Genomic DNA, 25,097 nt, shown 5'->3' with positions numbered 1-25,097 from the left:
GGGGCTCAGTCCTTCCCGCGAACCAGCTCCAGGCCCGCGCCGGCGAATTGCCGGAGGGTCGCGTCGGGGAGGAACGCACGGGTGAGGCCGGCCGCAATCCGCGACAGGTCGCCCTCATCGCGGTACAGCAGGTACATCGTCTCGTAGCGCGGGTTGAACTTCTGCTTGAACCGGTGCAGCGACCGAAACCCGTAGACCGGCTCGAGCATCTGCGCGAGGCGGTCGGTGAGGTCGGCGATGACCCCGGCGTCGGCCGGGTTCTCGTGGGCGAGCGGCGCGCCCGAGAGTGAGAGCACGGCCGCGCCCTCGTCGGCGAAGTGCCGCGCGGATGATCCGATCAGGAACTCCATCACCGGGCCGAAGCCGCCTTCGCGGCGGCGCATGAGGTCGAGCGTCCACCCGCGCACCTCGCCGCCCGCGCCGTAGACGGGCAGCCACGAGAGGAAGCCGTCGACGTCGCCCGCGGGCGACAGCGCCAACGCCAGACGCACTTCGGGGTCGGCCGCTTCGATGAGCGTTCCCAGGGTGAACCGCATCTCGGGGAGGCCCTTGTCGCCCACCCACGCCTCCGAGATCGCGCGCAGCTGCGCCTGAACGCCCCACGGCTCGTCGCCGAGCCGGGTCATCCGGAATGTCATGCCCTCGCGCTCGGCGCGATTGAGCGACGAGCGCACCGCGCCCCACGCCTTGCCCGTGAACTGCAGGCCGGGGAGGTCGACGATCGTGTCGTCGGCGACGACGAGACTCCGCCATCCGTCGGGAACCGCCGCGCGGGTGGCTTCGCCGGCACTGAAGAAGCAGGGGATGAGTCCCGCGCGCTCGGCCGCATCGGCGAACTCGCGCACCGAGCCCGGCCGCGACTCCTCCGGCCCGAGCGGATCGCCGAGGGCGATGGCCGTGCCGAGGTGCCGCTGGTAGGGCACGACGCCCCCGGTCGTCCGGGCGTAGGCCATGCCCTCCCACGTCGCCATCCACGACAGGGTGCCGCCACCGTCGGCGCGGATCATCTGCTTCACGTCGGCCACGGTCGGCAGCGGTGTCACGCCGAACCCGCGGCGCGGCTTCGCGCGGAACGCCGCGCGCACCCAGACGAGATAGATCACGAGCATCAGCCAGAGCGCCGCCGAGACGAGACCGATCTCGGTCTCGCCGTCGATCACGACCTCGACCTGGGCCTCGGTGCTCACGGTGATCGCGACCAGGATCAGCACACCGACGAGCACGTTGAGGATGCCGAGGACGACGGCGAGCACCCATGCCCAGCGGCGCCCGAGACGCAGGCCGTTGGCGACGACGGCGATGATGACGGTGTCGACGGCGACGTCGAAGAAGCCGCCCGAGACCGGTTCGGTGGGACCGAACGGCCCGTTGGTCGGCACGATGATGAGGGCGATCTGGATGACGCCGAGCACGACGATCGTCACGAAGGCCAGAAGTCTCTGCTCGCGCACCGTGATGCGCTGGAGGCGCAGCGACCGGTCGACGAAGAGGATGAGCACGACGGCGACGACGTGCTCGAGGTCGGGGAGCGCGCCCCAGAACAGCAGCGCGACGAAGACGAAGCCGAGCAGCACGAGCCAGGCGCGCACCCGCCACGGTGGCGGGAAGAGGCCGACCGCCGCCGCGATGCACGCCATGGTGCCGCCCGAGGCGCCCACATCCAGCGCGGCCGCCTCGGTCTGCGCCCACTCCCACGGCAGAAGCGCTGCGCACCACAGCAGCAGCGCCGTCGCGCAGACGGCGAAGAGCTGGCCGATCCAGAAGTACGCCAGGGCGACGCGCGTGCCGCGATGGTATTCCAGATGGGCCATGCCCCAGAAGCCGGCGATGGTGAAGACGTACACCCACGGCTGGTTCACGAAGAACGTGCCGGTGATCGGTGTCCACCACCGCCCCTCCAGGAGCGCGGGAAGGCCGTAGGCGACGGTGTCGTACAGGTCGGCGGCCTCGAACGGACGCCACAGGCCCTGCCAGATCACACCGGCCGCGAGGATGAGGGCGACCAGGGTGAGCGTCGCCGGGATTCGACCGATGACCCGGATGACCGGATGCGGCGCGCGCGGCGTCGCACTCGCGGCATCCTTCGTCGTGACCACGCCCGCCTCGTCGCCCGCCCCCGCCATGGCACTCACCCTAGCGAGGGCGCGCCGTCTCACGCGGGATCGATGGCGCCGCCGCTGCCCGCGGCGTACTGTGCGAGCGCTTGCGCGTCTTCGGCGTGCCGGAGCGCGCGCCGGGCGGCGTCGAGCGCCTCGACCGGATCCTGAGCCTGCCGGGCAGCCGCGAGGTCGCGCTGCGCAGAGATGAGGCGTGCCCGCGCATCCGCGCCGGTGCGCACCCCCGCCATCGCCGCTTCGGCGAGGGCGACCCCGTTGCGCGCGGCGGCGAGGGTGCCGGGCAGGGCGGTGCGGGCCCCGCGGAGCCGCTGCTGCGCGGTGCGCGCATCGCCGAGGGCCCGGTCGAGGCGGTCGCGCAGCCGCGCGATCTCGCTGATCGTATGGGTGGGGCGGCGTGCCGCTCCTGGCTCGAGCCCGTCGAGGGAGGATGCGACGGCCCGGATCTCGTCGCCGAGGCGCTCCGCATCGGCGGGTTCGAGCTTGGCCCGGATCGCCGTTGCGGCCCGGAGCGCACCCCGCGCCGAATCGAACTCGTCCGCAAGCGCCTGCGACGCCTGCGTGATGAGGCGGTAGGTCTCCTCGAGCGTCCGGGCATCGGCCTCGGCGCGCCGAAGCGCCCGCTCGCCCGCGGCGAGTTCGGCGAGGGCGTTGCGCGTCGGGTCGGCTGCTGAGCGCGACGCCTCGGCGAGGCGTTCCTCGGCCTCGTCGGCTTCGGTGACGGCGGCTCGGGCTGCCGCCGCGGCATCCTTCCATTCACGCTCGTCGAACCGGGCGAGCTGTGCGATGAGGGCTTCGGGATCGCCCATCGCCGCCCGCACCTCGACCAGCCGTGCCTGCGCCGAGCGAACCTGGTCGGCTGCCGAGACGTGCGCGGTCACCCACGCGGCATGCGCGGTGCGGGCGCCGTCGACCGTGCGGAGGGCGGCCTCCACGCGTCGGGTGATCGCCTCGGCGGCGCGCCGCACCCGCGCCGCTTCTTCGCCGCTCTCGAGCCGCGCGGCCAGGCGCCGGTACTCCTCGAATCCGTCGTCGCGCACGTGCTGGGCGCTCATCCGCGCGCGGCGCAGCGTCGTCGGGGCGTCGCCGCCGTAGAGCGCTCCCGAGAGGCTCACTTCGATGTCGAGGTCGTCCACCGCGTCATCGAGTCTCACCAGGGCGCGACCGGCGTCGCTCCGCGCCGCCTCGGCGGCGGCACGCGCCTTGGGTGAGCGCCGTGAGCGGCGCAAGGCGATGAGCCCGGCGACGACGGCGAGAGCTGTCACACCGAACACGACGGCGGCAGGGATCACCCAGCGGAGGAGGTCATCGGCCTGCTCGGTCATCGGGCGCCTCGCTCAGCCGTCGCCGTCGGTGGAGTCGTCGTCCGAGACGAGGAGGAGCCTTCGCAGCTGCGCCGCATCCGAGACGACGGCCTGCGCTCCCTCGGCCTCATGCGGCCAGCTGAATCCCCAGGTCACGAAGATCACGGGCACCTCGTGCTCGGCGCCGCCCTCGATGTCGTGGTGGCGGTCACCGATCAGTACGGGCCGGTCGGTGTCGACGCCGGCGGTCTCGAGGCGGCGCAGGGCTTCGGCGACGATGTCGGACTTCGCGCTCAGCGTCTTCTCGTCGGGGGTCGCCCCGGCGATGGCGGTGAAGAGGGGCGAGAGGTCGAAGTGGTCCATGAGGGAGACCACCTGCACTTCCGGCTTCGAGCTGGCGGTCGCCTGCGGGATGCCGGCGGCGTGGGCGTCCCGGATGATCTCGGCGACGCCGGGGAAGAGCCGCGCATCGGTGGTGTAGCCCTCCTGCTTGCCGAGGGTGCGGTAGAACGCCACGGCCTCGGTCGACTCGGCGGGTGTCATGCCGACATTCACCTGGAACGACTCGTACATCGGCGGCCCGATCCAGTGGGCCAGCTCCTCCCGCGTGGGCGCGGGCTTGCCGAAGTGCTCGAGTGTGACGGTGAGACGGCGGAGGATGCCGACGGAAGCGTCGATGATGGTGCCGTCGACGTCCCACAGGATGCAGGTCCAGGGTGAGCGCGTCGACATGACCTCCACGCTACAAGTCCGCGGAGCACGCACGGACCGCCGGTCACCCCAGGAAGCCGAGGCCCCCGAGGTCGGAGATCGCATCGCGCGCGATGAGGAAGCCCACGATTCCGATGATCCACGCCGTGTTCTCTGCCGCTGTGCGTTGCAGCCATGCGGTCATCCGCTGGAGGGGGCGCTCCAGAACCCGGTGGGCCAGCACGCGCAGAAAGAGGAGGAGGGTCGCGGGGAGAATCATGATCACGCAATACCCGACTAGTGCCGTCACCTGCGCGACGGACGAGAGATCGGATGACGCGAGGACCGAGATGGCGAGCAGGTAGGGGAGCATGGTGGCCACCTCGATGATGCCTGCCCCCGCCGCCACTGCCACGACTCCGCGCTTTCGCGTCGTCGGATCCAGGAGGCGGTCTCGCCATCGGCTGAGTCGTCCGGGACCCGGCGACGGGTGATCCGCGGCTGAAGCCGCGTCATCAGCAGTCGCCGTTGCTGCGGTGACCGTCGCCCGGACGTCGGTCTTGGTCGGTATTGCGAAAGCAACGATCACCAGCGCAACTCCGATGATCAGCCGACCCCACCGCCCGGGAGGAGAGACCAGCGCGTCCTGCGCGACCTCGGCGAGATTGACGGCACCCAGGAGGACCAGCGCTCCGACGGCGCAGTAGAACGCGGCGATCGTCGACAGGTAGACCAGCACTCTGCTTGCTCTCACTCTGCCGGGTGCCACGAGGAGGAAGAGCGGAATGAGCAGAGTGCCGATGCTCAGGGAGTCGACGAGCGCGAGCGCGAGGAGGGTCAGGGGCAGCGGCACGCCGGGAAGGAGGTCCATGGTTCCACCGTCGACCGCCCGACCCGGGTGAGGCATCGGCAGAAGGGACGATTCCGGTCCGGTCGGTCATCGTCCTTTCGACGGAGGTCACGGACCCTCCTGCGTGATTGCATGGGTCCATGCCGGCGACGACCATCTCGTGGCGGAAGCGGATCAGCGCCCGTCGACCTGCCGTCGATGCCATCGGGTATGCGCTGGGAGCCCTCCTCGGGGCAGCAGTGGGATTCACCGGCCTATGGAGCTCTCTTTCCCTCCTCTCCGACCCTGTGTCCCCGTGGTGGACCCTCCTCGCAGGACTCCCCGCGGCAGCCCTCGTGCTCCTCCGGGATCGCGCCCCTCTCCTTGGGCTGGTGCTCGCCGGTGTGCTGCTCGTCGGAGACGTGCTCACGGTCAGCGGCGTCGTGCCGGTCATCGTGACGCTGGACCTGCTGTACGCCGCGGTCGTGAGGGCGACCGCCCGGATCCGTCGTCGCATCCTGGCCGTCGTCCTGGTCTTCGCCGCGGCTTCGGCGCTCGGGGCGGGACTGAGCACGGGGGAACCACGCGTGGCAATCCTCATGGCCATGCAAACCGCAGGGCTGCTCGGTGTCGCGTATTGGTGGGGGACGTCAACGGCCCAGTCGCAGGAGTTGGTTGCGCTGCACCGTCAGCGTGCCGAGGATGCCGAACGTCTGGCCGTACGAGATCGACACGAAGCCGTCGAACGCGAACGGGAGGCCATGGCGCGCGAGCTCCACGACCTGGTCGCCGGGCACGTGTCGGCGGTGGCCATCCGCGCCGAGGCGGCCCTGAGCGACCCCGCCCAGTCCGATCGGGACGCTTCGGCGCTGCGTGCGGTTCGAGATTCGAGCCTGCGGGCGCACGACGCGTTGCGATCGATGATCGCGGTGCTGCGCACCGGAGACGCCCCCCTGGTGATCAGCGCCGGTACCACGACGATTCCTGCCATGGTGCGTGACGCCGAGCGCTCGGGCCTGACCGTGACGCTTCGCGACAGCATCACCGAGCCGCTGCCGGCGGCGGTGGATCAGGCTGCCGCCCGCATCGTTCAGGAGGCGCTCGCCAACTGCGTGCGACACGCGTCGGGCGGCGAGGCGACCGTCTTCCTGACCGCCGACACCCGCGAGGTCGACGTCCGGGTGGTCTCGCGTGGCGGCGGACCGATCACCGCGCCCGAGCTTCCCGGCAGTGGGTGGGGGCTCGAGCTGCTCCGCGAGCGGGTTCGAGCCCTCGAGGGGACGCTCGACGCCGGGCCGACGACATCGGGATGGTCGGTGCGAGCACTCCTCCCACGGGAAGTGCCGCTATGACGGCGCCCCGGGTTCTTCTGGTCGACGACCATGGCGCGATCCGCGAGGGTCTTCGGATCATGCTCGAATCGCACGGGATCGATGTCGTCGGAGAAGCAGCGGACGGCGCCGTTGCCGTGCGCAACGCCCGCGCACTGAAACCCGACGTCGTTCTCATGGACCTGCGAATGCCGGGTATGGACGGCGTCGAAGCCACGCGGCAGATCGTCGCGGAGAGATGCGGCGACGTCCTCGTTCTCACGAGCTTCGACGAGCAGGAGCTGGTGGCGGGCGCGCTTACCGCCGGCGCCGTCGGCTTCTTGCTCAAGACCGTCGACGCGGCATCCCTTGTGGCGGCGGTCCATGCGGTGGCGCAGGGAGACGGTGTGCTCGACCCCCGTGTCACCCGGCGCGCTCTCGGCCTGCTCCCGCGCGCGACTCCCACTGCAGACGGCGATGAAGCTGTGAGCGGAGGCCTCCGCCAGACGAGTGCGGTGGTGTCGGCCGGACTGACCGAACGAGAGCACGACGTCCTCACCGCGCTGGGCGAGGGTCTCTCGAATGCGGAGATCGCCCTGCGTCTCGGGATCTCGCTCACCACCGTCAAGACGCACGTGTCCAATGTGCTCGCCAAGCTCGGTGCACGCAGCCGCACGCACGCAGCAGCGTTGGTACGGGCGCGACGCTGAGCCACGCAGGGTCTGACCGGACAGAGCCGGTCAGAAGAGCCGCAGGTGCCCCGAGTCGACGCCCTTCATCTCCTCGTAGTCGAGGGTGAGGCACCGGATGCCGCGATCGGCGGCCAGGACCCGCGCCTGGGGCTTGATCTCCTGGGCGGCGAAGACGCCGCTCACCGGCGCGAGGTGCGGATCGCGGTTGAGCAGCTCGAGGTAGCGGGTGAGCTGCTCGACGCCGTCGATGTCGCCGCGGCGCTTGACCTCGATGGCGATGGTGCCGCCCTCGGGGTCGCGCAGCAGCAGGTCGACGGGTCCGATGGCGGTGGGGAACTCCCGCCGCACGAGCGAGACCCCCTCCCCCACGATCGCGACCTGTTCTGCGAGCAGCCGTTGAAGGTCGGCTTCGACGCCGTCCTTCTGCAGGCCCGGGTCGATCCCGAGGTCGTGCGACGTGTCGTGCAGCACCTCGTATACGTGCACGAGGAGCGCGTCGCCGGTCTTGGCGTGCGTGACGCGCCACTGCTCGAGCACGCCGGCCGCAGCGGCATCCTCATCCGGCGTCTGCACCGTCAGGGTGCACGGCGGACTCATCCAGTTCAGCGGCTTGTAGGAGCCGCCGTCGGAGTGCACGAGCAGACTCCCGTCGCCCTTGTGGACGAGCAGGCGCGTCGCGAGCGGGAGATGAGCGGTGAGGCGGCCCGTGTAGTCGACGGAGCAGCGAGCGATGACCAGACGCACCCGTCGAGCGTAGTCGCCGAACCGATGTGATGAGGAGGCTCAGTGGTGCGGGTGCCCTGCGCCGACGGTCGACCCGGCGATCGGGCGCGCGGCAGGAGAGGCGATACCGGATGCCACGATGAGCGCGACCAGGATGAACAGCGTGTTCAGCAGCCCGATCTGCTCGCTGATGAACCCGAGGATGGGCGGCCCGCAGAGGAAGGCCACGTAGCCGATGGTCGCCGCCGCGCTCACCCGGGCGGCCGCGCGGGCCGGATCGTCGGCGGCCGCGGACATGCCCAGGGGGAACCCGAGCGATGCTCCCGCGCCCCAGAGCGCCGCGCCGACGAAGACGAGCGGCAGATTGGGGGCGAGGATGAACAGCAGCAGGCCGATCGCGGCGGTGACCGCCAGGATCCTGAGGGTGTTGACACGACCGAAGCGGTCGACGAGCGGTCCGCCCAGCACGCGCACGACGGTCATGCTGACCGAGAAGACGGTGAGCCCCGCGGCGCCCACGGCCTCGGTTGCACCATGGCCCTCCACGACCCCCAGGGCCAGCCAGTCGTTGGCACCGCCCTCAGCGAAGGCCATGCCGAGCATGATCACGCCGAGCGCGTAGGTACGCGGCTCACGCCAGGCCGACAGGTTGGAGTGCAGACGCGTGCGCCAGTCGACCTTCTCGCCCGGCGTCGGGTCTTCGGCCAGCTCGCGGGCCGGAACGGCCGGGTAGGTGACCAGGGCGATGACGAGCACGACGACCGCCATCGTCACGGTGTGGGCCAGCACGTTGATGCCGGCCGCGGCGGCGAGGGCGCCGACGCCCGCCCCGATGACGGTGCCGAAGCTGAAGAAGGCGTGGAAGAGGGGGAGGATCGTCTTGTTCGACTGCTTCTCGATCGCCGCGCCGTCGACGTTCATCATCACGTCGACCGCGCCGTTGCCGAAGCCGAAGAGGCACAGACCGAGCAGGACGATCGCGTACGAGGGGACGGCGTCGGTACCCACGCCGACGATCGCGACACCGGCGGCGAAGGTGATCATCGCGCCGAGCATGCCGCGCTTGGCACCGAAGCGGGCGAGCACGGCCGACGCGAGGGAGAGTCCGAGGATGGACGCGATGCCGGCGCCGAGGAGGAGGAACCCGATCTCGACGTTGTCCACGCCCAGCGCGCTCTTGATGGCGGGCACCCGCGATGCCCACGTCGCGATGCTCAGACCGCTGGCCATGAAGATCGCGAAGACGGCGGTACGCCAGCGCACCAGCTGAGGACGGGTCAGGACGAGTTCCACCCGAGAAGGATACCGAATCGTTTCGATCCGCGGAACGGCGCGGCGGTTACCCTGGATGGATGAGACGCACCGACGAACGGCGCCGCGCCACGATCGCCGATGTCGCCCGAGCGGCGGGGGTGTCGGCGTCGACGGCGTCGGTCGTCTTCAGCGGCAAGACGCCGGTGTCGGATGCCACGCGGACGCGGGTGCTCGATGCGGCGGCGTCGCTCGGCTACACCGGACCCGATCCGCGGGCGGCTTCGCTGCGGCGGGGGCGATCGGGCATCGTGGGCGTGGTCTTCGAGGAGCACCTCGGCACGGCGTTCCTCGACCCGGTGAAGACCCTGATGATGGACGGCCTCACCGAGGGCGTCGCCGAGCTCGGTGCGGGGCTGCTCCTCCTGCGCGACGACGAGACGGCAGAGACCGCACCGTCGCTCACGACCGCTCCGATCGACGCCGCCGTGCTGATCGGATGCAGCCCGCTGATGCGGCGATCCCTCGACACGGTCCGGGCCCGCGGCATCCCGGTGGTGGTCATCGAGGGGGATGCCGGAGGGGACATCCCCCGCATCGGTCTGGACAACAGGGAGGCTCAGCGCCACGCAGCGCGGCATCTGCGGGCGCTCGGACATGAGGACGTGGTGGTGCTGACCCTTCCGGTGAACGCCGATCGTCCGCGCGGATTCTTCGGCCCCGAGGTCGAGGTGACCGTCGATGTCACGCGCGATCGTCTGGCCGGCGCGCGCGACGTGTATCCCGATGCGCCCGCCTACGCCGCGGCGGGCAGCTTCATCGATGAGGGGTTGGCGGCGGGCCGCGATCTGCTGGCGGCGCCCGACCGACCCACCGCGGTGATCGCGCAGAGCGATCTGCTCGCGGCGGGGGTGATCCGGGCGGCCGAGGAGGCGGGACTGCGCGTGCCCGACGACCTGAGTGTGACCGGGTTCGACGGCATCGTCGTCGATGGGCTCGCGCCGTACTCGTTGACCACCCTCGTCCAGCCGGCTGCCGACAAGGGACGCGCGGCGGGACTCGCCGTCGCGAGCATGCTGGAGGGCGGGAGCGCCGTCTCGATGCACTTCACCTGCGCGTTCCGCGAGGGGAACACGTCGGGGCCGGCGCCGGCCGCCCAATAGAATGGACCCGACCCCGATCGCCTGAGTCGTGCTGCCCGGCCGACCGACGACCCTGAGGAGGCCGCATGTTGGTCTTCCTCGCTGTGTTCGCGGCGGCATCACTCGCACTTCCCTGGCTGGTGCATCGCCTCGGGGCGCGCGCGTTCTTCTTCGCTGCCGCGGTGTCGGCTGCCGCCTTCGTCTACACCGTCGTGCTCGGACCCGCCGTCCTCGCGGGGAACATTCCATTCGAGTCATACGACTGGATCCCCCCGCTCGGCATCGAGCTGTCGATGCGGATGACGACCCTGTCGTGGATCCTCGCGCTCGTCGTCACGGGTGTCGGCGCCCTCGTCCTGCTGTACTGCCGGTGGTACTTCCGCGACAACGCCGAGGGACTCGGTCAGTTCGCCGCCGTGCTCCTCGCCTTCGCGGGGGCCATGTACGGTCTCGTCCTCACCGACGACCTCGTGGTGCTGGTGATGTTCTGGGAGGTCACCAGCGTTCTGTCGTACCTGCTCATCGGGTACTACCACCGCCGCGGCGCAAGTCGCCGCTCGGCCCTGCAGGCCCTGCTCGTGACGACCCTGGGCGGCCTGGTGATGCTGATCGGCGTCGTGCTGCTCGTCGTCGACACCGGCACCTCGAGCATCTCCGAGATCCTCGCCGCCCGACCCGAGGGCCCCGTCGTCGTGGCCTCCCTCGTCCTGCTGCTGGTCGGCGCGCTCAGCAAGTCCGCGGTCTTCCCGTTCCACTTCTGGCTCCCGGGCGCCATGACCGCCCCGACGCCCGTGAGCGCGTACCTCCACGCCGCGGCGATGGTCAAGGCCGGCATCTACCTCATCGCCCTGTTCGCCCCGTTCGAGGCGAACGAACCGGGGTGGCGGCCCATCGTCGTCTCGCTCGGTGTCTTCACGATGCTCCTCGGCGGGTTCCAGGCCCTCCGCGAGACCGACCTCAAGCGCCTTCTGGCGTTCGGGACCGTCAGCCAGCTCGGGTTCCTCACCGTCATCCTCGGGTACGGCGTCCGCGACACCGCGCTGGCGGGGCTCGCCCTCCTCCTCAGCCACGCGCTGTTCAAATCCGCGCTCTTCCTCGTCGTGGGCATCATCGACCGTCAGCTCGCCACCCGAAACATCGGCGAGCTGTCGGGGCTCGGCCGGCAGGCGCCGGTCCTCGCGACCCTGTCGATCGTCGCCGTCGCCTCGATGGCGGGACTGCCGCCGACGATCGGCTTCGTCGCCAAGGAGACCGCGCTCACCGCACTCCTCCATCAGGCCGAGGGCGGCGAAGCCTGGGCGATCGTGGGCATCCTCGGTGTTGCGGCGGGTTCGGCACTGACGATGGCCTACGGCATCCGATTCGTCTGGGGCGCCTTCTGGACCAAGCGCACCGGACCCGACGGTGCGTCACCGAAGCGCACCGAGTGGCCCGGCGCCCCAGCGGGGTTCCTCGCCGCACCGCTGATCCTCTCCGCCCTCACCCTCGTCGCGGGGCTCGCGGCGCCGGCTGTCGACACGGTGCTCGCCACCTACGCCGACGAGGCGCCGCTCGCCACCGCGGGCGTGGCAGAGCCCGAGCCCTACTACCTGGCGCTCTGGCACGGTCTGGAGCCGGCGCTGTTCATCTCGCTGGGCACGATCGCGCTCGGCGCGGCGATCTTCTGGGCGACGGTGCGGAAGGATGTCTCCCGTCGCGTTCTGCCCTTCGAGGCGTTCGACATCTACAACGCCGTGCTCCGCGGCATCGCCCGCCTGTCGGTGGCCACGACCACGTTCACCCAGCGCGGTTCGCTGCCGGTCTACATCGGGACGATCTTCATCGTCTTCGTCGTCGCCGAGGCGACCGCCCTCATCGTCGGCGGTCCCGACTGGCGGGCGGACGTCGACCTGTTCCAGAACCCCGCCCAGTTGGCCATCGCGCCCGTGATGATCGTCGCGGGACTCATCGCCGTGCGCGCGAAGAAGCGGTACACCGGCGTCGTACTGGTCTCGGTGACGGGGCTGGGAATGGCCGCCCTCTTCGCGATCAGCGGCGCCCCGGACCTCGCGCTGACCCAGATCCTCATCGAGACGGTCACCCTCATCGCGTTCGCGCTGGTGCTGCGACGCATCCCCTCGCGGATGGGTGAGCACAACGCCTCGGTCGCCGCGATTCCGCGGGCACTCGTGGCCGGAGCCGTCGGCATCACGATGATGGCGGTCGCCGTCATCGCGACCGGCGCGCGCCTGCAGGACCCGGTCTCCGTGGCGTGGCCCGACCTCGCATACGGGCTCGGGCATGGACGCAACGTCGTCAACGTCGCCCTCGTCGACATCCGCGGATGGGACACGATGGGCGAGCTCGGCGTTCTCATCCTGGCGGCGACGGGCGTGGCATCCCTCGTCTTCGTCACCGACCGCAAAGACAACCTCACCGCCACCAACGCCCTGCCCCGCGTGGGGGGCCGCGATCGCCGCCTGCTCGTCGAGACCCCGTCGGGCGTGAAGCCCCGGAACGCGGAGAGCGGGCGTCAGCGCATGGCGTGGCTCGTGGGCGGTCAGCAGGTGCGTCCGGAGAACCGCTCGATACTCCTCGAGGTGATCGTGCGCATCCTCTTCCACTCGATCATCATCGTCTCGCTCTATCTTCTCTTCGCCGGCCACAATCTGCCCGGCGGCGGCTTCGCCGGGGGTCTCGTCGCCGGGATGGCGCTGGTGATGCGGTACGTCGCGGGCGGGCGGTACGAACTCGGAGTCGCCGCGCCGACCGACGCCGGGCGCCTGCTCGGGGTGGGGATGTCGATCGCAGTGGGCTGCGCCATCGTGCCGCTCCTCTTCGGCGCACCGCCGCTGACGAGCACCTGGTTCGAGGCCGAGCTCCCGGTCCTCGGTCACGTGGAGTTCGTCACCTCCACCCTGTTCGACGTCGGGGTGTACCTCGTCGTCGTCGGCCTCGTGCTCGATGTGCTGCGCTCGCTCGGCGCCGAGGTCGACCGACAGATGCAGCGCAGCAAGGCCAGGGGGGTGAGCGTGTCGTGAGCGTCTCCCTCACCCTCATCCTCATCATGGGCGTGCTCTTCGCCTGCGGCGTCTACGCGATGCTGGAGCGCAGTCTCACCCGCGTGCTCATCGGCTTCCTCCTCCTCGGCAATGCCGCGAACCTGTTCCTCCTCGTCGTCATCGGCCAACCCGGCATCGCCCCGTTCTTCGGGTCGGGCGAGCCCGAGGAGATGTCCGACCCCCTTCCCATGGCGCTGACCCTGACGGCGATCGTCATCACCTTCGCCGTGTCGGCGTTCCTCCTCGCCCTGATCTACCGCTCGTGGCAGCTCGGTCAGGCCGACACCGTCACCGACGACGAGGCCGACCTGGCGGTGCGCGATCGCGGCGCCGCCGACGAGGACATGATCGACGACGAAACCGAGATCGAAGACACCGACGACGACGCCACGACCGACTTCGTCGGTCTCGACACCGCGCCGATCACGGTGCTCGGCAGCCGGGACATCTCCGGCGTGCAGGACGACGCCCCGGTGAACCTTCCCGAAGGCTCGTCGCGTCGGTCGCGGCGAGGCGACGCGACCGAGCAGGGGGGAGACGCATGATCGCCCTCGTCCCCCTCCTGGCGACCCTTCCGCTCCTCGGCGCGGCGCTCGCGCTCGTTGCCGGTCGGCATCGGCGGACCCAGGTCGCCATCTCGATCGTCACGCTGACGACGGTCACCGTCATCGCCGCGATCCTGCTGGTCGTCGTCGACCAGGGCGGCGATGCCCTGGCCGTGTCGGTCGGCGACTGGCCGATCCCCTTCGGCATCGTGCTGTACGTCGATCGGCTCTCGGCGCTCCTCATCGTCGTCTCGAGCATCGTGCTCCTGGCGGTCCTGCTGTTCTCGGTCGGCCAGGGAGCGGCCGACAACGACGACGAGACGCCGGTGTCGATCTTCCACCCGTCGTACCTGCTGCTGGCGGCGGGGATCTTCACCGCCTTCATCGCCGGTGACCTGTTCAACCTGTACGTCGGATTCGAGATCCTGCTCGTCGCCTCGTATGTGCTGATCACCCTCGGCAGCACCGAGAACCGCATCCGCACCGGCGTCGTCTACATCGTCGTCTCGCTCGTCTCGTCGATCCTCTTCCTCGCGGCGATCGCCGCGATCTACGGGGCTCTCGGCACCGTGAACATGGCGCAGATCTCCGAGCGGATGATGGAGCTTCCGCAGGAGACCCAGACGGTGCTGCATCTGCTGCTGCTCGTGGCATTCAGCATCAAGGCCGCCGTCTTCCCGCTGTCGTTCTGGCTGCCGGACTCCTACCCGACCGCGCCGGCGCCGGTGACCGCGGTGTTCGCGGGCCTGCTGACGAAGGTCGGCGTCTATGCGCTCATCCGCACCGAGACCCAGCTGTTCAACGACAACGACCTGAACTTCCTCCTGATGTGCGTGGCGCTGGCCACGATGATCGTCGGGGTGCTCGGCGCGATCGCGCAGGCCGAGCTCAAACGCATCCTCTCGTTCACCCTCGTCAGCCATATCGGCTACATGATCTTCGGGCTCGCGATCGCGACCCCGGCGGCGATCGGCGCGACGATCTACTACACCGTCCACCACATCGTCGTGCAGACGACCCTCTTCCTCGCGGTGGGACTCATCGAGCGCCGCGCGGGAAGCACGTCGATCCTGCGCGTGAAGGGGTTGATGCGGGCTGCGCCCGTCATCGCGGTGCTCTACTTCATCCCCGCCGTGAACCTCGGCGGGCTTCCGCCCTTCTCGGGTTTCATCGGCAAGTTCGCCCTCTTCGACGCCGCGGCCGAGGTCGGCACCCCGATCATGCTCGTGCTGATCGTCGGCGGCATCGTGACGAGCCTTCTCACCCTCTACGCGCTGATGCGCGCGTGGAACCTGTCGTTCTGGCGCGAGGACGACGACTCCACCGAGACCGAGGCGCGCATCTCGTATCTCGGCCAGGCGCCGGCCGCGGGCATCCAGACCGAGCGGCGCGCGATCCCCCGCATCATGACGGCGGCGACCACCGGCATGGTGGCGATCACGGTCGCCCTGACGGTCTTCGCCGGGCCGCTCTACGGTGTGTGCGAACGGATCGGCGCCGCGCTTCTCGAGCCGATCCAGCTCGTTCAGCTCGAGGAGGAGGCGGACTCATGAGCGAGGATCGCGCGACTCCCCCTCCTGCTCGCGGAATGCTCGGGATCACCTGGCGTCAGCTGCCGTTCTTCCTGTGGCTGATCGCTCTGTGGATGCTGCTGTGGGGCCAGTTCACCGTGCTCGCGTTCCTCACCGGTCTCGTCGCGGCGGTCGTGGTCACGCGCGTGTTCCGGCTGCCGCCCGTGGCGCTGTCGGGTCGCCTCAATCTCTGGTACGGCCTGGTCTTCGTCGTGACCTTCCTCGTGGCGCTCGTGCGCGGTTCGCTCCTGGTGGCGTGGCAGACCGTCCGTCCGGGGAAGCTTCCCGGGTCGGCCATCATCGCCGTGCACCTGCGCACCGATGACGACCTGATCATGACCCACACCGCGGTGACCTCTTCGCTGATCCCCGGTTCGCTCGTGGTTGAAGCCGATCGAGACCGTCGCGTGCTCTACCTCCACGTCATCGGGGTGGATGACGACGACGACATCGACCTGCAGCGCAAGACCGTGCTCGGCTGGGAGGCGCGGATCGTGCGGGCCGTCGGATCACGGGCTCAACTCGACATCATCCGCGAAGCGACGGTCGACACCCCGCGTCAGGGAGGAACACCGACATGAGTACCGTGCTCCTCATCACCATCTTCGTGATCTTCGTCGTCGCGGCATTGATCACGCTGTGGCGCATCGTCGTCGGTCCTTCGATCCTCGACCGCGCCGTGGCATCCGATGTCCTCCTCACCGAGGTCCTGTGCGTGCTGGGCGCGGAGATGGCCATCAACCAGCACACGCGCACCCTTCCCGTCCTCCTCGTGATCGCGGCGGTCGGGGTGTTCGGATCGATCTCCATCGCCCGGTTCGTCGCACGGAAGGACACCGCAGAGCGATGACCGATGCTCTCGACCTCGTCGCCCTCGTGCTGATCCTCGCGGGGAGTCTGCTCTGCCTCACGGCCGCCATCGGTCTCATGCGGTTCAACGATGTGGCCTCGCGTCTGCACGCGGCGACCAAGCCGCAGATCCTGGGCCTGCTCCTCATCTGCATCGCCATCGCACTGGCGCTCCAATCGTGGCCGGTCGTCGCCTTCCTCGTGCCGGTGATGCTGCTGCAGATGGCGACCGCCCCGCTCTCCGCGCACATGATCGCCCGTCAGGCGCACCGCAACGGCACGATCGACGACCGTGATCTGCTCGTCGACGAACTCGCCGAGCAGAAGCAGACCCCGCCCGCCGCGGGGGGCTGACCCGTCGTCGCCTGTTCTCTCAGTCCGAGGGGATCAGCCGCAGCGTGTGCGTGGTCGTCGCCGCGACGGCGTCGGGGGTGAAGGCCCAGGGGAGGAGCTCAGCACGCTGCCACGCCGGGGTCTGATCGACGTAGTTCGGGTGGAAGGCGTGGCCGCTCGCTCCGGTCAGGTGATGCCAGCCCGACCGGTCGAGATCGCCGAGGTCGACGACCATGCGCATCGACGGCACGGTCACGGTCTCGAAGCCCTGCCCGAGCACCCAGCCCGTCGCGTTCGCCACCGACGAGCCGCCGCCGACGGGGTAAGGGCCGCGGTTGAACAGCATCTCGATCGGCGCGATGCCCGAGGTTCCGAACGTGTCGTTCTTCAGCTCGAGGGCGTGCAGGGTGCCCCACTTCCACATCCGGGGGTTGTCGCCCTGGAGCGTCACGAGTCGCTCGTACGCATCGGTCGCGGAGCGCTCGAGCATCTCGGCCTGCGACGACACGTCGAGCCCCTCGTTCTGCCACCACGGCGACGACGGATCGGAGAGCAGGGTGTCGACGACGAGGAACTTACGGGCCTGGTTTCCGGTGGGAGCGGCAGTGTCGCGCTCGCGCACGAAGATGTTCTGCACCAGTTCGTCCCAGAGCACGTTGGCGTAGGCGGCCGCGGCTGAGCCGGCGTGGTTCTGGCCGTCCCACCCGCCGAGGAGGGCGAGCGCGGCATCCGTTCCCTCGTCACCGGTCTGAACGCCGGCGTAGGCGGCGATGAGGCGGGGGCCGACCCACATCGCGTTGTCGGCCTGGATGTCGCGCATGTCGGTCGCCGTCAACGGCCCCGCGGCGATCCTTCGCTCGAGCATCTCGACGATGCGGGCCCCGCGCCATCCGTAGTCCCAGTCGCGGGTGAGCTGATACGGGTAGTCCTCGCCCACGATGGCGTTGTTCGCGGTGACGATGTACCCGGCTTTGGGGTTCAGCGAGACCGGGAGCTCTTCGAAGGGGATGTACCCCTGCCAGGCGTAGGCGGAGTCCCACCCCGGCTGCGGCAGCGATCCGTCGCCGGCTCCGCGGATCGGCAGCTTGCCGGGCGTCTGGTAGCCGATGTTCCCGGCCGTGTCGGCGTAGACGAGGTTCTGCGCCGGCACGTCGAAGAGCGACGCGGCCGTGCGGAAGGAGTCGAAATCGCCCGCCTGGTTGAGGGCGAAGATGGCCGCCGGCGTCGTGCCGGGCTCGAGCGCCGTCCACCGGAGGCTCACGGCGTACTCGCCGTCGGGAGCGCCCGCCGGCGCGGCGGGAGCACCCTCGGTGCCGACGAACGGGTCGTCGGCGATGCCGGCGTACTCCCCGCTCGCGTCGGAGATGAGCGGCCCGTTCTCGGTGGCGCGCACGGTGATCTCGACGTCGTCGCCGCCGGCGACCTCGATGGTCTCCTGCCGCGTGGTGAGAGGCAGCAGCTGCCCGTCGCGCCAGTACGCGTCGTCTTGCACTCGCTCGAGGTACAGGTCGGTGACGTCGGTGGTGAGGTTGGTGAAGCCCCACGCGATGTCGGCGTTGTGGCCGATGATCACGCCCGGCATTCCGGCGAACCCGAATCCGGCGACGTCGAAGGGACAGTTCTGCTGGACGCGCTCGCACTTCAGCTGTACCTGGTGCCAGACGCTGGGGAGCGAGGCGCCCAGGTGCGGGTCGTTGGCCAGGAGCGGCATGCCGGTGTCGGTGAGGGCCCCCGAGACGACCCACGAGTTGGAGCCGATGCCCTCGCCGATCGGCCCGACGAGGGTGCTGACGGCCGCGACGACGTCGCCGACCTCGGTCCAGTCGACGCCGGCTTCGACGATCGGCGCGTCCGCCGCCGCCGCGGTCGCGCTCGCCGGGAGGGGGGTTCCCGCCTCGTCGAGCACGGGGACGATCACGGGGTTCCGGTCGAACGGGTAGGTCGGGTAGAGGTCGGCGAGCTCCTCAGGGGTGAAGGATGCCGCTGCGACCGCGCGGCTGGTCTCGTCGCCGATGTTCGAGCGGAGGTCCCAGGCCATCGCCTTCAACCACGCGACCGAGTCCTCGGGCGTCCACGGCTCGATCTCGTAGTCGGCGTTCTGGAGCCCCAGGACGGCGTATTCGAAGGACGCGTCCGGGCCCTGATGGTCGGCCAGGTACGCGTTCACCCCGTCGGCGTAGGCGTCGTAGTACGCCCGGACGGTCGGGTCGAGAGACGCGACCTCCTGGGCGGCGATCTCGCGCCATCCGAGTGTCCTCAGGAAGATGTCGGTCTGCAGCTGCGATTCGCCGAAGAGCTCCGACAGCCGGCCGCTCGTGACGTGACGGCGGAAGTCCATCTCCCAGAACCGGTCCTGCGCATGGACGTACCCCTGCGCGTAGAAGAGGTCGCGGGAGGTCGCGGCGGTGATGGTGGGGATGCCGAGGGCGTCGCGCTGCACGCTCACCTCGGCGGTGAGACCCGACAGGGTCTTCTCGCCGTCGAGCTGGGGGAACGACCGCTGCACGGAGTAGACGACGACACTTGCGGCGATGAGCGCGAGCACGACCACACCGACGAAGACGGAGTAGGCGATGAGGGCGATGCGGCGCCCGAGGGATCGACGCGCGGGCGGTTCGGGCTCGTCGAACAGCTCGACGTCGTCGATCACGTCTGCGGGCTTCGTCATCGAAGGAGACCTCCAGTCGCGAGACCCGGTGCCGGAAAGCGTGGGTCTCGGTGCCGTTCGGGCGACACCGGAGAATCGTATCCCGAGGGTTGGGGGCGTGGCGCGCGGGGTCAGTCGGTGCCGGTGTCGAACGCCGCAGCCTCCGAGGCGGCGTCGGTCGCTTCGGCCAGCCGGCCGCGCTCGTCGGGCTCGGCCGGCTCGATGATCTCGTCGGCCCCGCCCTGCTCGAGCTTTCCGACCAGCTCACCGGTGGCGCCGCCGATGAGGCCGAGCCCGGCGAAGAGCTCGAGGCGGGCGCGCGAGTCGGCGATGTCGAGGTTGCGCATCGTCAGTTGGCCGATGCGGTCGGTGGGGCCGAAGGCGGCGTCTCCGACCCGCTCCATCGACAGCTTCTCGGGTGCGTACGACAGGCCCGAGGCCACCGTGTCGAGGATCGTGTAGTCCTCGCCGCGGCGAAGGCGCAGGGTCACCGTGCCCGAGATCGAGGACCCGACCCACTTCTGGATCGACTCGCGCAGCATCAGCGACTGCGGTTCGAGCCAGCGGCCCTCGTACATCAGACGACCGAGGCGACGACCCTGCTCGTGATAGGTCGCGAGGGTGTCTTCGTTGAGGATGCCGTTGACGAGGCGCTCGTACGCGATGAACAGCAGCGCCATTCCGGGCGCCTCGTAGATGCCGCGCGACTTCGCCTCGATGATGCGGTTCTCGATCTGGTCGCTCATGCCGAGGCCGTGACGGCCGCCGACGGCGTTGGCGGCCCGGACCAGCTCGACGGGGTCGCCGAACTCCTCGCCGTTGATCGCCACCGGCCGACCCGCGTCGAAGGTGATGCTGACGTCTTCGGGGGCGATCTCGACGCTGTCGTCCCAGAACCGCACGCCCATGATCGGCTGCACCGTCTCGAGCGACACGTCGAGATGCTCGAGGGTCTTCGCCTCGTGGGTCGCCCCCCAGATGTTCGCGTCGGTCGAGTACGCCTTCTCGGCGCTGTCGCGGTAGGGGAAGCCATGGGCCACCAGCCACTGGCTCATCTCGGTGCGGCCGCCGAGCTCGGTCACGAAGTCGGCGTCGAGCCACGGCTTGTAGATGCGCAGAGCGGGGTTGGCGAGCAGGCCGTAGCGGTAGAACCGCTCGATGTCGTTGCCCTTGTAGGTCGAGCCGTCACCCCAGATGTCGACGCCGTCGTCCTTCATCGCGCGCACCAGCAGCGTGCCTGTCACGGCGCGCCCGAGGGGCGTGGTGTTGAAGTAGGTGCGGCCTCCGGAGCGGATGTGGAACGCACCGCACGCCAGCGCCACGAACCCCTCCTCGACGAGGGCGGTCTTGCAGTCCACCAGGCGCGAGATCTCAGCGCCGTACTGCAGGGCGCGGTCGGGGATCGAGGCGATGTCGTCCTCGTCGTACTGGCCGAGGTCGCCGGTGTACGTGCAGGGCACCGCTCCCTTGTCGCGCATCCAGGCGACGGCGACGGAGGTGTCCAGACCCCCCGAGAAGGCGATGCCGACGCGCTCGCCGACGGGCAGGGACTGAAGGACCTTCGACATGGCCCCAAGTCTAGTGAGAGGGGGTTTGCGCCCCGCTCCGCGGTGCGGGAGGGTTTTCTCATGGCCATGCATGTCAATGTCGACACCTTCGTGCGTGCCGAGACCGATCGGATGTTCGCCGACATCCAACGCGACGCCGGCGGCGTGAACGTCTTCAAGCACAATCGCGAGCCCGCCGACGTCGCCCATCAGACCGTCATCCGCCTCAATCGCGACACCCTCTACAGCTTCGCGATCGTGGACGTGTCCGAGGGCGGTCGGGTGACGATTCCGGATGCCGCAGGCCGGTACCTCTCGGTGATGGTGCTCGACCGCGACCACTACGTGCGGGCGGTGGTGCACGACCCGGGCGAACACGACCTCGGAGCCCTCGCGCCGGGTGCCGATCACGTGCTCGTCGCGGCGCGGACGCTCGTCGACCCCGATGATCCGGAGGACATCGCCGCGGTCGTCGCCCTGCAGGACCAGCTCGCGCTCGAGGCCGTGTCGTCGCAGCCCTTCAAGCCGGGGGACTGGGATGCGGCATCTCTCGACGCCACTCGCGACGCCCTGCTGACGCTCGCGCGGGGCCTGCGCGCATTCGACCGCACCTTCGGCAACCGGGACGAGGTCGATCCGGTGCGCCACCTCATCGGCACCGCCGCCGGCTGGGGCGGCCTGCCGCTGTGGGAGGCCTCGTACCTCGGTGTGGACCCGCAGCTGCCCGTGGGGCACTACGAGCTCACGATGCACGAGGTCCCGGTCGACGGCTTCTGGTCGGTGTCGGTCTACAACGCCCGCGGCTTCTTCGAGCCGAACCCCGAGGGTCGCTACTCGGTGAACAGCGTCACCGGCGTCCGCGACGAGGACGGCTCGATCACGGTGCGATTCACGCCTCCGGGTCACGTGGAAGGGCCGAACGACATCCCGCTGCCGGAGGGGTGGAACTTCCTCGTCCGCCTCTACCGCCCCCGTGCCGAGATCCTGGAGGGCCGCTGGCAGGTGCCCGACCTGGTGCGCGAGGCGGTGGACGGTGATCAGGCGCCGGACGCCGGGCCGGCCGAGCCCGTCGACGAGGGAACGGATCCGGCCGAAGAGCCGGAGACCCCCGCCGATCCCACCCCGCCCGAGGCGGAGACCCCGACCGACGACGCCTCCCGGTCGTGATCGCGGCGTCGCCCGACGGCGACGACGACCGAGGCGACGACGACGATCCCGAGGGCGATGACGACGACCCAGAAGGCCACGCCCGCGTAGCCGGGGAAGATCAGGTCGGGGTTGTTCGGGTTCAGGAACGGGTACGGGTACCAGAACGGCTGACCCGACGCCGGGTTGGTGATGAGCGGCCCGCGCACGAGGGTGTACACCACCCACACGATCGGGAAGACGAGGATGACGCCGACGTCGCGCCACGCGAGCGCACGGCGCCCGGGGCCGAGGAACACGTCGAGCAGCAGGAAGAGCGGCGCGATCACGTGCAGGATCTCGTTCGACCAGGGCACCGTGACTCCCTGGGGCAGGGGTACGTTCCGCAGCAGGGTGTTGTAGACCACGCCCGTGATCACCATGTAGGTCGTCACGCTGGCTAGCGCGACCGCGAGGGCGGCGGGATCGGCCGCTGATGCGGCATCCGCTCTTCTCGTCCGCCGCGCCACAGCCCAGCGCCCACCAGCCCAGAGCAGCACCACCGCGGCGGCGCAGTTGGAGAGGATCGTGAAGAAGCTGAAGAAGTTCGTCACCACCGTCGGCAGGTGCGAGCCGTCGGTGATGCCGATTCCGATGGTGCGGACGGCCTGCCCGATCACGGCGGTGATGATGGCGACGGCGGCCAGGAGGCGCAGGACGTTCCACACGGCGGCCCAGCGAGAGGATGCCAGCATGGGCCGACTCTAGCGGGCCGGTCCGGGGGCGCGAGGGCGCGCCCGATAGGATCGGGTGTAACCGTCCGACAACGGGGGAGTGGGCCATGCCAGGCATTGTGATCGTCGGCGTTCAGTGGGGTGACGAGGGCAAGGGCAAGGCCACCGACCTCCTGGGCGAACGCACCGACTGGGTCGTGAAGTTCAATGGCGGCAACAATGCCGGGCACACCGTCGTGATCGGCGACGAGAAGTACGCGCTGCACCTGCTGCCCTCCGGCATCCTGTCGCCGGGCGTGAACGCGGTCATCGGCAACGGCGTCGTGATCGACCTCGAGGTGCTCTTCGCCGAGCTGAAGGCGCTGCAGGCGCGCGGCCTCGACACCTCGCGCCTGAAGATCAGCGCCAACGCGCACGTGATCACGCAGTACCACCGCACCCTCGACAAAGTCACCGAGCGCTTCCTCGGCAAGCGCCAGATCGGCACGACCGGTCGTGGGATCGGCCCCGCCTACGCCGACAAGATCAACCGGGTCGGCATCCGCGTGCAGGACCTCTTCGACGAGAACATCCTGCGGCAGAAGGTCGAGGGGGCGCTCGATCAGAAGAACCACCTCCTGCTGAAGGTCTACAACCGCCGCGCGATCGCCGTGGAAGAGGTCGTCGAAGACCTGCTGTCGTACGCCGAGCGTCTGCGCCCGATGGTCGCCGACACGTCGCTGCTGCTCGATGAGGCCCTCGACCGAAACGAGGTCGTGGTGTTCGAGGGCGGACAGGCGACCATGCTCGACGTCGACCACGGCACGTATCCCTTCGTCACGTCGTCGTCGGCGACGGCGGGTGGCGCGGCGACCGGATCGGGGGTCGGCCCCCGGCGCCTCGATCGCATCGTCGGGATCGTCAAGGCGTACACGACTCGCGTCGGATCGGGTCCCTTCCCGACGGAGCTGTTCGACGAGCATGGCGACTTCCTGCGCTCGCGGGGGTTCGAGTTCGGCACCACCACGGGGCGCCCGCGCCGCGTGGGTTGGTACGACGCGCCCATCACCCGGTACGCGACCCGCATCAACGGCATCACCGATCTCGTGCTCACCAAGCTCGACATCCTCACCGGCCTCGACGAGATCCCGGTGTGCGTCGCCTACGACGTCGATGGCGAGCGGTTCGAGGAGGTGCCGGTCAACCAGACCGACTTCCACCACGCGCGCCCGATCTACGAGATGTTCCCCGGATGGAAGGACGACATCTCGGGCGCCCGGACCTTTGACGACCTTCCCCTGGCGGCGCAGGACTACGTGCTGGCGCTGGAGGAGATGAGCGGCACCCGCATCTCGGTGATCGGCGTGGGCGCAGCTCGCGACGCGGTCATCGTGCGCCGCGACCTGGTCGACTGATGCGGTTCCTCGTCGGCGGGTACTCCGCCGACAGCGGCGGGATCGCCACCGGGATCGGGGTGCTCCTGGCGGGCGAACCCGACTCCGGTTCCGCCGCCGGACCGCTCGCCGTGGTCGGTGAGGCGGTCTCGGCGAGCTCGCCGTCGTGGGTCAGCTGGAACGAGGGGACGGATGTCGCCTACGCGACCCTCGAGGCGGAGGGAACCGTGCGTGCGTTCCGACGCATCGGCGAAGACCGGTTCGCTCCGCTCGGCGACGCGGTCGAGGCGGGGGAAGCGGTGTGCCATGTCGCGGTGTCGCCGGACGGCGGGACTCTCGTCGCGACGTGCTGGGGCGACGGGCGCGTGGTGCGTTATCCGCTCGCGAGCGATGGACGGATCGGGCGGCCGTCGTTCGCGCCGCCGGCGGCGGATCCGTCGGCCCCGGGCGGGGCGGCGGGGGCTGTGTCGGACGTCGAGGCGGCGGCGGCCGAGGTCGGCATCGACCTGGGGGCGTTGGGCCTCGGTGGGCGCGGAGATGCGGATCTCTTCGGCGGGCGAGGGCTCGACGGGGTGGGTGGGCTCGATGCCATGGCGCTGTTCGGCGGCGATGCCGACGCGGCGGCCCTGACGGGGCCGGTCGATCGACCGGAGCCCGCCGTGGAGCGGGTGTCGCGGGCGCATCAGACGGTGTTCCTGCCCGGCGGGCTCGTCGCGACATCCGATCTGGGATTCGATCTCGTGCGCTTCTGGCGCCTCGTGGACGGGAGGCTGCGACCGCTGCACGACGTCTCGCTGCCCTACGGCAGCGGTCCGCGGCACATGGTGTGGCACCCGAGCGGGCACCTGTACGTGGTGACGGAGTACAGCTGCGAGGTCTTCGCGCTCGCGCGCGACGAAGCGGGGCGCTGGCGCGTGGTGTCGGGAGCGCCCCTCGGAGCCGGAACGCTCGCCGGAGACAGCGCCGCCGAGCTGGCCCCGTCGCGCGACGGCGCGTTCCTCTACGCCGGTGTGCGCGGGAGCAACACGATCGCCGTCGTCGCCGTGCGCGGCGCGGGGGAGAGCCTCGCGCCCGTCGCCCTCGTCGAGGCGGGCGTGGACTGGCCGAGACACCACCTCGTGGTGCGCGACACCCTGCTGGTCGCCGGGGAACGCTCCGACGACGTGGTGTCGCTGACCCTCGACATCCGCTCCGGGGTGCCCGGCCGCGTGCGCCATCGCACGTCGGCGCCGTCGCCGACCTGCCTGACGCCCCTCGTCTGACCCGCTCCATTCCCA

The 25,097-nt window shown here is 70.1% G+C and carries 20 protein-coding genes and 1 pseudogene; 12 read left to right on the top strand and 9 right to left on the bottom strand.

What is annotated here, in order from left to right; translation table 11 throughout:
- Nucleotides 1–5: 5 nt before the first annotated feature.
- The 4 genes from FBY40_RS02475 to FBY40_RS02460 are packed head-to-tail and all read right to left on the bottom strand — an operon-like array spanning nucleotide 6 to nucleotide 4,979.
- Entirely contained in the window at nucleotides 6–2,123 is a 2,118-nt protein-coding gene (locus FBY40_RS02475; protein WP_141936162.1) for a DUF2156 domain-containing protein, read from the bottom strand.
- A 29-nt stretch (nucleotides 2,124–2,152) separates the two neighbouring features.
- Nucleotides 2,153–3,439 (bottom strand): hypothetical protein, encoded by a 1,287-nt coding sequence (locus FBY40_RS02470; RefSeq protein WP_141936161.1) that lies wholly within the window; start codon nucleotides 3,437–3,439, stop codon nucleotides 2,153–2,155.
- Between the two features lie 12 nt (nucleotides 3,440–3,451).
- Nucleotides 3,452–4,150 (bottom strand): HAD hydrolase-like protein, encoded by a 699-nt coding sequence (locus FBY40_RS02465; protein WP_141936159.1) that lies wholly within the window; start codon nucleotides 4,148–4,150, stop codon nucleotides 3,452–3,454.
- A 43-nt stretch (nucleotides 4,151–4,193) separates the two neighbouring features.
- Nucleotides 4,194–4,979 carry a GAP family protein gene (locus tag FBY40_RS02460; RefSeq protein ID WP_141936157.1) on the bottom strand — a complete coding sequence of 262 codons (786 nt, stop codon included), beginning with the start codon at nucleotides 4,977–4,979 and terminating at the stop codon, nucleotides 4,194–4,196.
- A gap of 119 nt (nucleotides 4,980–5,098) precedes the next feature.
- On the opposite strand from FBY40_RS02460, the gene FBY40_RS02455 reads away from it, so the two are divergent.
- Nucleotides 5,099–6,289, top strand: coding sequence for a sensor histidine kinase (locus FBY40_RS02455; protein WP_141936155.1), 1,191 nt, complete (start codon nucleotides 5,099–5,101; stop codon nucleotides 6,287–6,289).
- Complete coding sequence (locus tag FBY40_RS02450) at nucleotides 6,286–6,957, top strand: response regulator (RefSeq protein ID WP_141936154.1); 672 nt, start codon at nucleotides 6,286–6,288, stop codon at nucleotides 6,955–6,957. The genes FBY40_RS02455 and FBY40_RS02450 overlap by 4 nt, the downstream gene beginning before the upstream one ends.
- A gap of 30 nt (nucleotides 6,958–6,987) precedes the next feature.
- Here FBY40_RS02450 and nucS read toward each other — a convergent pair whose 3' ends face one another.
- Nucleotides 6,988–7,683, bottom strand: coding sequence for an endonuclease NucS (gene nucS / locus FBY40_RS02445; RefSeq protein WP_141936153.1), 696 nt, complete (start codon nucleotides 7,681–7,683; stop codon nucleotides 6,988–6,990).
- Between the two features lie 39 nt (nucleotides 7,684–7,722).
- Entirely contained in the window at nucleotides 7,723–8,955 is a 1,233-nt protein-coding gene (locus tag FBY40_RS02440) for an MFS transporter (RefSeq protein WP_200829910.1), read from the bottom strand.
- Nucleotides 8,956–9,014: 59 nt separating this feature from the next.
- Here FBY40_RS02440 and FBY40_RS02435 point away from each other — a divergent pair, with 59 nt between their 5' ends.
- The 7 genes from FBY40_RS02435 (at nucleotide 9,015) to mnhG (ending at nucleotide 16,415) form a co-directional block, all read left to right on the top strand.
- A complete protein-coding gene (locus FBY40_RS02435; RefSeq protein ID WP_141936152.1) occupies nucleotides 9,015–10,076 on the top strand; it encodes a LacI family DNA-binding transcriptional regulator in 1,062 nt (353 codons plus the stop codon).
- Between the two features lie 65 nt (nucleotides 10,077–10,141).
- Complete coding sequence (locus tag FBY40_RS02430) at nucleotides 10,142–13,075, top strand: Na+/H+ antiporter subunit A (protein WP_141936151.1); 2,934 nt, start codon at nucleotides 10,142–10,144, stop codon at nucleotides 13,073–13,075.
- On the top strand, nucleotides 13,072–13,641 hold the full coding sequence (locus FBY40_RS02425) for a Na(+)/H(+) antiporter subunit C (protein WP_141936148.1): 570 nt from the start codon (nucleotides 13,072–13,074) through the stop codon (nucleotides 13,639–13,641). Before FBY40_RS02430 ends, FBY40_RS02425 begins: the two co-directional genes overlap by 4 nt.
- On the top strand, nucleotides 13,638–15,194 hold the full coding sequence (locus FBY40_RS02420; RefSeq protein ID WP_141936147.1) for a Na+/H+ antiporter subunit D: 1,557 nt from the start codon (nucleotides 13,638–13,640) through the stop codon (nucleotides 15,192–15,194). Before FBY40_RS02425 ends, FBY40_RS02420 begins: the two co-directional genes overlap by 4 nt.
- Nucleotides 15,191–15,793: a Na+/H+ antiporter subunit E gene (locus FBY40_RS02415; RefSeq protein WP_235014465.1), complete on the top strand. Its 603-nt coding sequence runs from the start codon at nucleotides 15,191–15,193 to the stop codon at nucleotides 15,791–15,793. Before FBY40_RS02420 ends, FBY40_RS02415 begins: the two co-directional genes overlap by 4 nt.
- On the top strand, nucleotides 15,790–16,062 hold the full coding sequence (locus tag FBY40_RS02410; protein ID WP_141936146.1) for a monovalent cation/H+ antiporter complex subunit F: 273 nt from the start codon (nucleotides 15,790–15,792) through the stop codon (nucleotides 16,060–16,062). Before FBY40_RS02415 ends, FBY40_RS02410 begins: the two co-directional genes overlap by 4 nt.
- Entirely contained in the window at nucleotides 16,059–16,415 is a 357-nt protein-coding gene (mnhG, locus tag FBY40_RS02405) for a monovalent cation/H(+) antiporter subunit G (protein ID WP_141936144.1), read from the top strand. The genes FBY40_RS02410 and mnhG overlap by 4 nt, the downstream gene beginning before the upstream one ends.
- A 19-nt stretch (nucleotides 16,416–16,434) precedes the next feature.
- On the opposite strand, the gene FBY40_RS02400 is transcribed toward mnhG, so the two are convergent.
- Nucleotides 16,435–19,062 carry a penicillin acylase family protein gene (locus FBY40_RS02400; protein WP_141936141.1) on the bottom strand — a complete coding sequence of 876 codons (2,628 nt, stop codon included), beginning with the start codon at nucleotides 19,060–19,062 and terminating at the stop codon, nucleotides 16,435–16,437.
- A 110-nt stretch (nucleotides 19,063–19,172) separates the two neighbouring features.
- Nucleotides 19,173–20,609, bottom strand: a complete 1,437-nt coding sequence (argG, locus tag FBY40_RS02395) for an argininosuccinate synthase (protein ID WP_141936139.1) — start codon at nucleotides 20,607–20,609, stop codon at nucleotides 19,173–19,175.
- 60 nt (nucleotides 20,610–20,669) lie between these two features.
- Here argG and FBY40_RS02390 point away from each other — a divergent pair.
- Nucleotides 20,670–21,551: pseudogene (locus tag FBY40_RS02390) on the top strand (DUF1254 domain-containing protein); the annotation flags it as partial.
- A gap of 74 nt (nucleotides 21,552–21,625) precedes the next feature.
- Here FBY40_RS02390 and FBY40_RS17500 read toward each other — a convergent pair.
- Complete coding sequence (locus tag FBY40_RS17500) at nucleotides 21,626–22,468, bottom strand: Pr6Pr family membrane protein (protein ID WP_235014463.1); 843 nt, start codon at nucleotides 22,466–22,468, stop codon at nucleotides 21,626–21,628.
- A gap of 86 nt (nucleotides 22,469–22,554) precedes the next feature.
- On the opposite strand from FBY40_RS17500, the gene FBY40_RS02380 reads away from it, so the two are divergent.
- Nucleotides 22,555–23,841, top strand: coding sequence for an adenylosuccinate synthase (locus tag FBY40_RS02380; RefSeq protein WP_141936135.1), 1,287 nt, complete (start codon nucleotides 22,555–22,557; stop codon nucleotides 23,839–23,841).
- The gene (locus FBY40_RS02375) at nucleotides 23,841–25,082 is read left to right on the top strand and encodes a lactonase family protein (protein WP_141936133.1); all 1,242 of its coding nucleotides are present in this window, start codon (nucleotides 23,841–23,843) and stop codon (nucleotides 25,080–25,082) included. The genes FBY40_RS02380 and FBY40_RS02375 overlap by 1 nt, the downstream gene beginning before the upstream one ends.
- Nucleotides 25,083–25,097 lie beyond the last annotated feature (15 nt).

This window comes from Microbacterium sp. SLBN-154 (genome assembly GCF_006715565.1).
In the GTDB taxonomy this organism is placed as follows: Bacteria; Actinomycetota; Actinomycetes; order Actinomycetales; family Microbacteriaceae; genus Microbacterium.
The sequence above is the reverse complement of the archived record's forward strand: the minus strand, read 5'-3'. Positions and strand labels throughout refer to the sequence as shown.

Excerpts from the sequence above, each read along its gene's own strand:
- FBY40_RS02455 (WP_141936155.1), top strand. The coding sequence starts at position 5,099 with ATGCCGGCGACGACCATCTCGTGGCGGAAGCGGATCAGCGCCCGTCGA.
- mnhG (WP_141936144.1), top strand. The coding sequence starts at position 16,059 with ATGACCGATGCTCTCGACCTCGTCGCCCTCGTGCTGATCCTCGCGGGG.
- FBY40_RS02470 (WP_141936161.1), bottom strand. The coding sequence starts at position 3,439 with ATGACCGAGCAGGCCGATGACCTCCTCCGCTGGGTGATCCCTGCCGCC.
- FBY40_RS02415 (WP_235014465.1), top strand. The coding sequence starts at position 15,191 with ATGAGCGAGGATCGCGCGACTCCCCCTCCTGCTCGCGGAATGCTCGGG.
- FBY40_RS02450 (WP_141936154.1), top strand. The coding sequence starts at position 6,286 with ATGACGGCGCCCCGGGTTCTTCTGGTCGACGACCATGGCGCGATCCGC.
- FBY40_RS02410 (WP_141936146.1), top strand. The coding sequence starts at position 15,790 with ATGAGTACCGTGCTCCTCATCACCATCTTCGTGATCTTCGTCGTCGCG.
- FBY40_RS02430 (WP_141936151.1), top strand. The coding sequence starts at position 10,142 with ATGTTGGTCTTCCTCGCTGTGTTCGCGGCGGCATCACTCGCACTTCCC.
- FBY40_RS02380 (WP_141936135.1), top strand. The coding sequence starts at position 22,555 with ATGCCAGGCATTGTGATCGTCGGCGTTCAGTGGGGTGACGAGGGCAAG.
- FBY40_RS17500 (WP_235014463.1), bottom strand. The coding sequence starts at position 22,468 with ATGCTGGCATCCTCTCGCTGGGCCGCCGTGTGGAACGTCCTGCGCCTC.
- FBY40_RS02475 (WP_141936162.1), bottom strand. The coding sequence starts at position 2,123 with ATGGCGGGGGCGGGCGACGAGGCGGGCGTGGTCACGACGAAGGATGCC.
- FBY40_RS02400 (WP_141936141.1), bottom strand. The coding sequence starts at position 19,062 with ATGACGAAGCCCGCAGACGTGATCGACGACGTCGAGCTGTTCGACGAG.
- FBY40_RS02465 (WP_141936159.1), bottom strand. The coding sequence starts at position 4,150 with ATGTCGACGCGCTCACCCTGGACCTGCATCCTGTGGGACGTCGACGGC.
- FBY40_RS02375 (WP_141936133.1), top strand. The coding sequence starts at position 23,841 with ATGCGGTTCCTCGTCGGCGGGTACTCCGCCGACAGCGGCGGGATCGCC.
- FBY40_RS02460 (WP_141936157.1), bottom strand. The coding sequence starts at position 4,979 with ATGGACCTCCTTCCCGGCGTGCCGCTGCCCCTGACCCTCCTCGCGCTC.
- FBY40_RS02420 (WP_141936147.1), top strand. The coding sequence starts at position 13,638 with ATGATCGCCCTCGTCCCCCTCCTGGCGACCCTTCCGCTCCTCGGCGCG.
- argG (WP_141936139.1), bottom strand. The coding sequence starts at position 20,609 with ATGTCGAAGGTCCTTCAGTCCCTGCCCGTCGGCGAGCGCGTCGGCATC.
- FBY40_RS02435 (WP_141936152.1), top strand. The coding sequence starts at position 9,015 with ATGAGACGCACCGACGAACGGCGCCGCGCCACGATCGCCGATGTCGCC.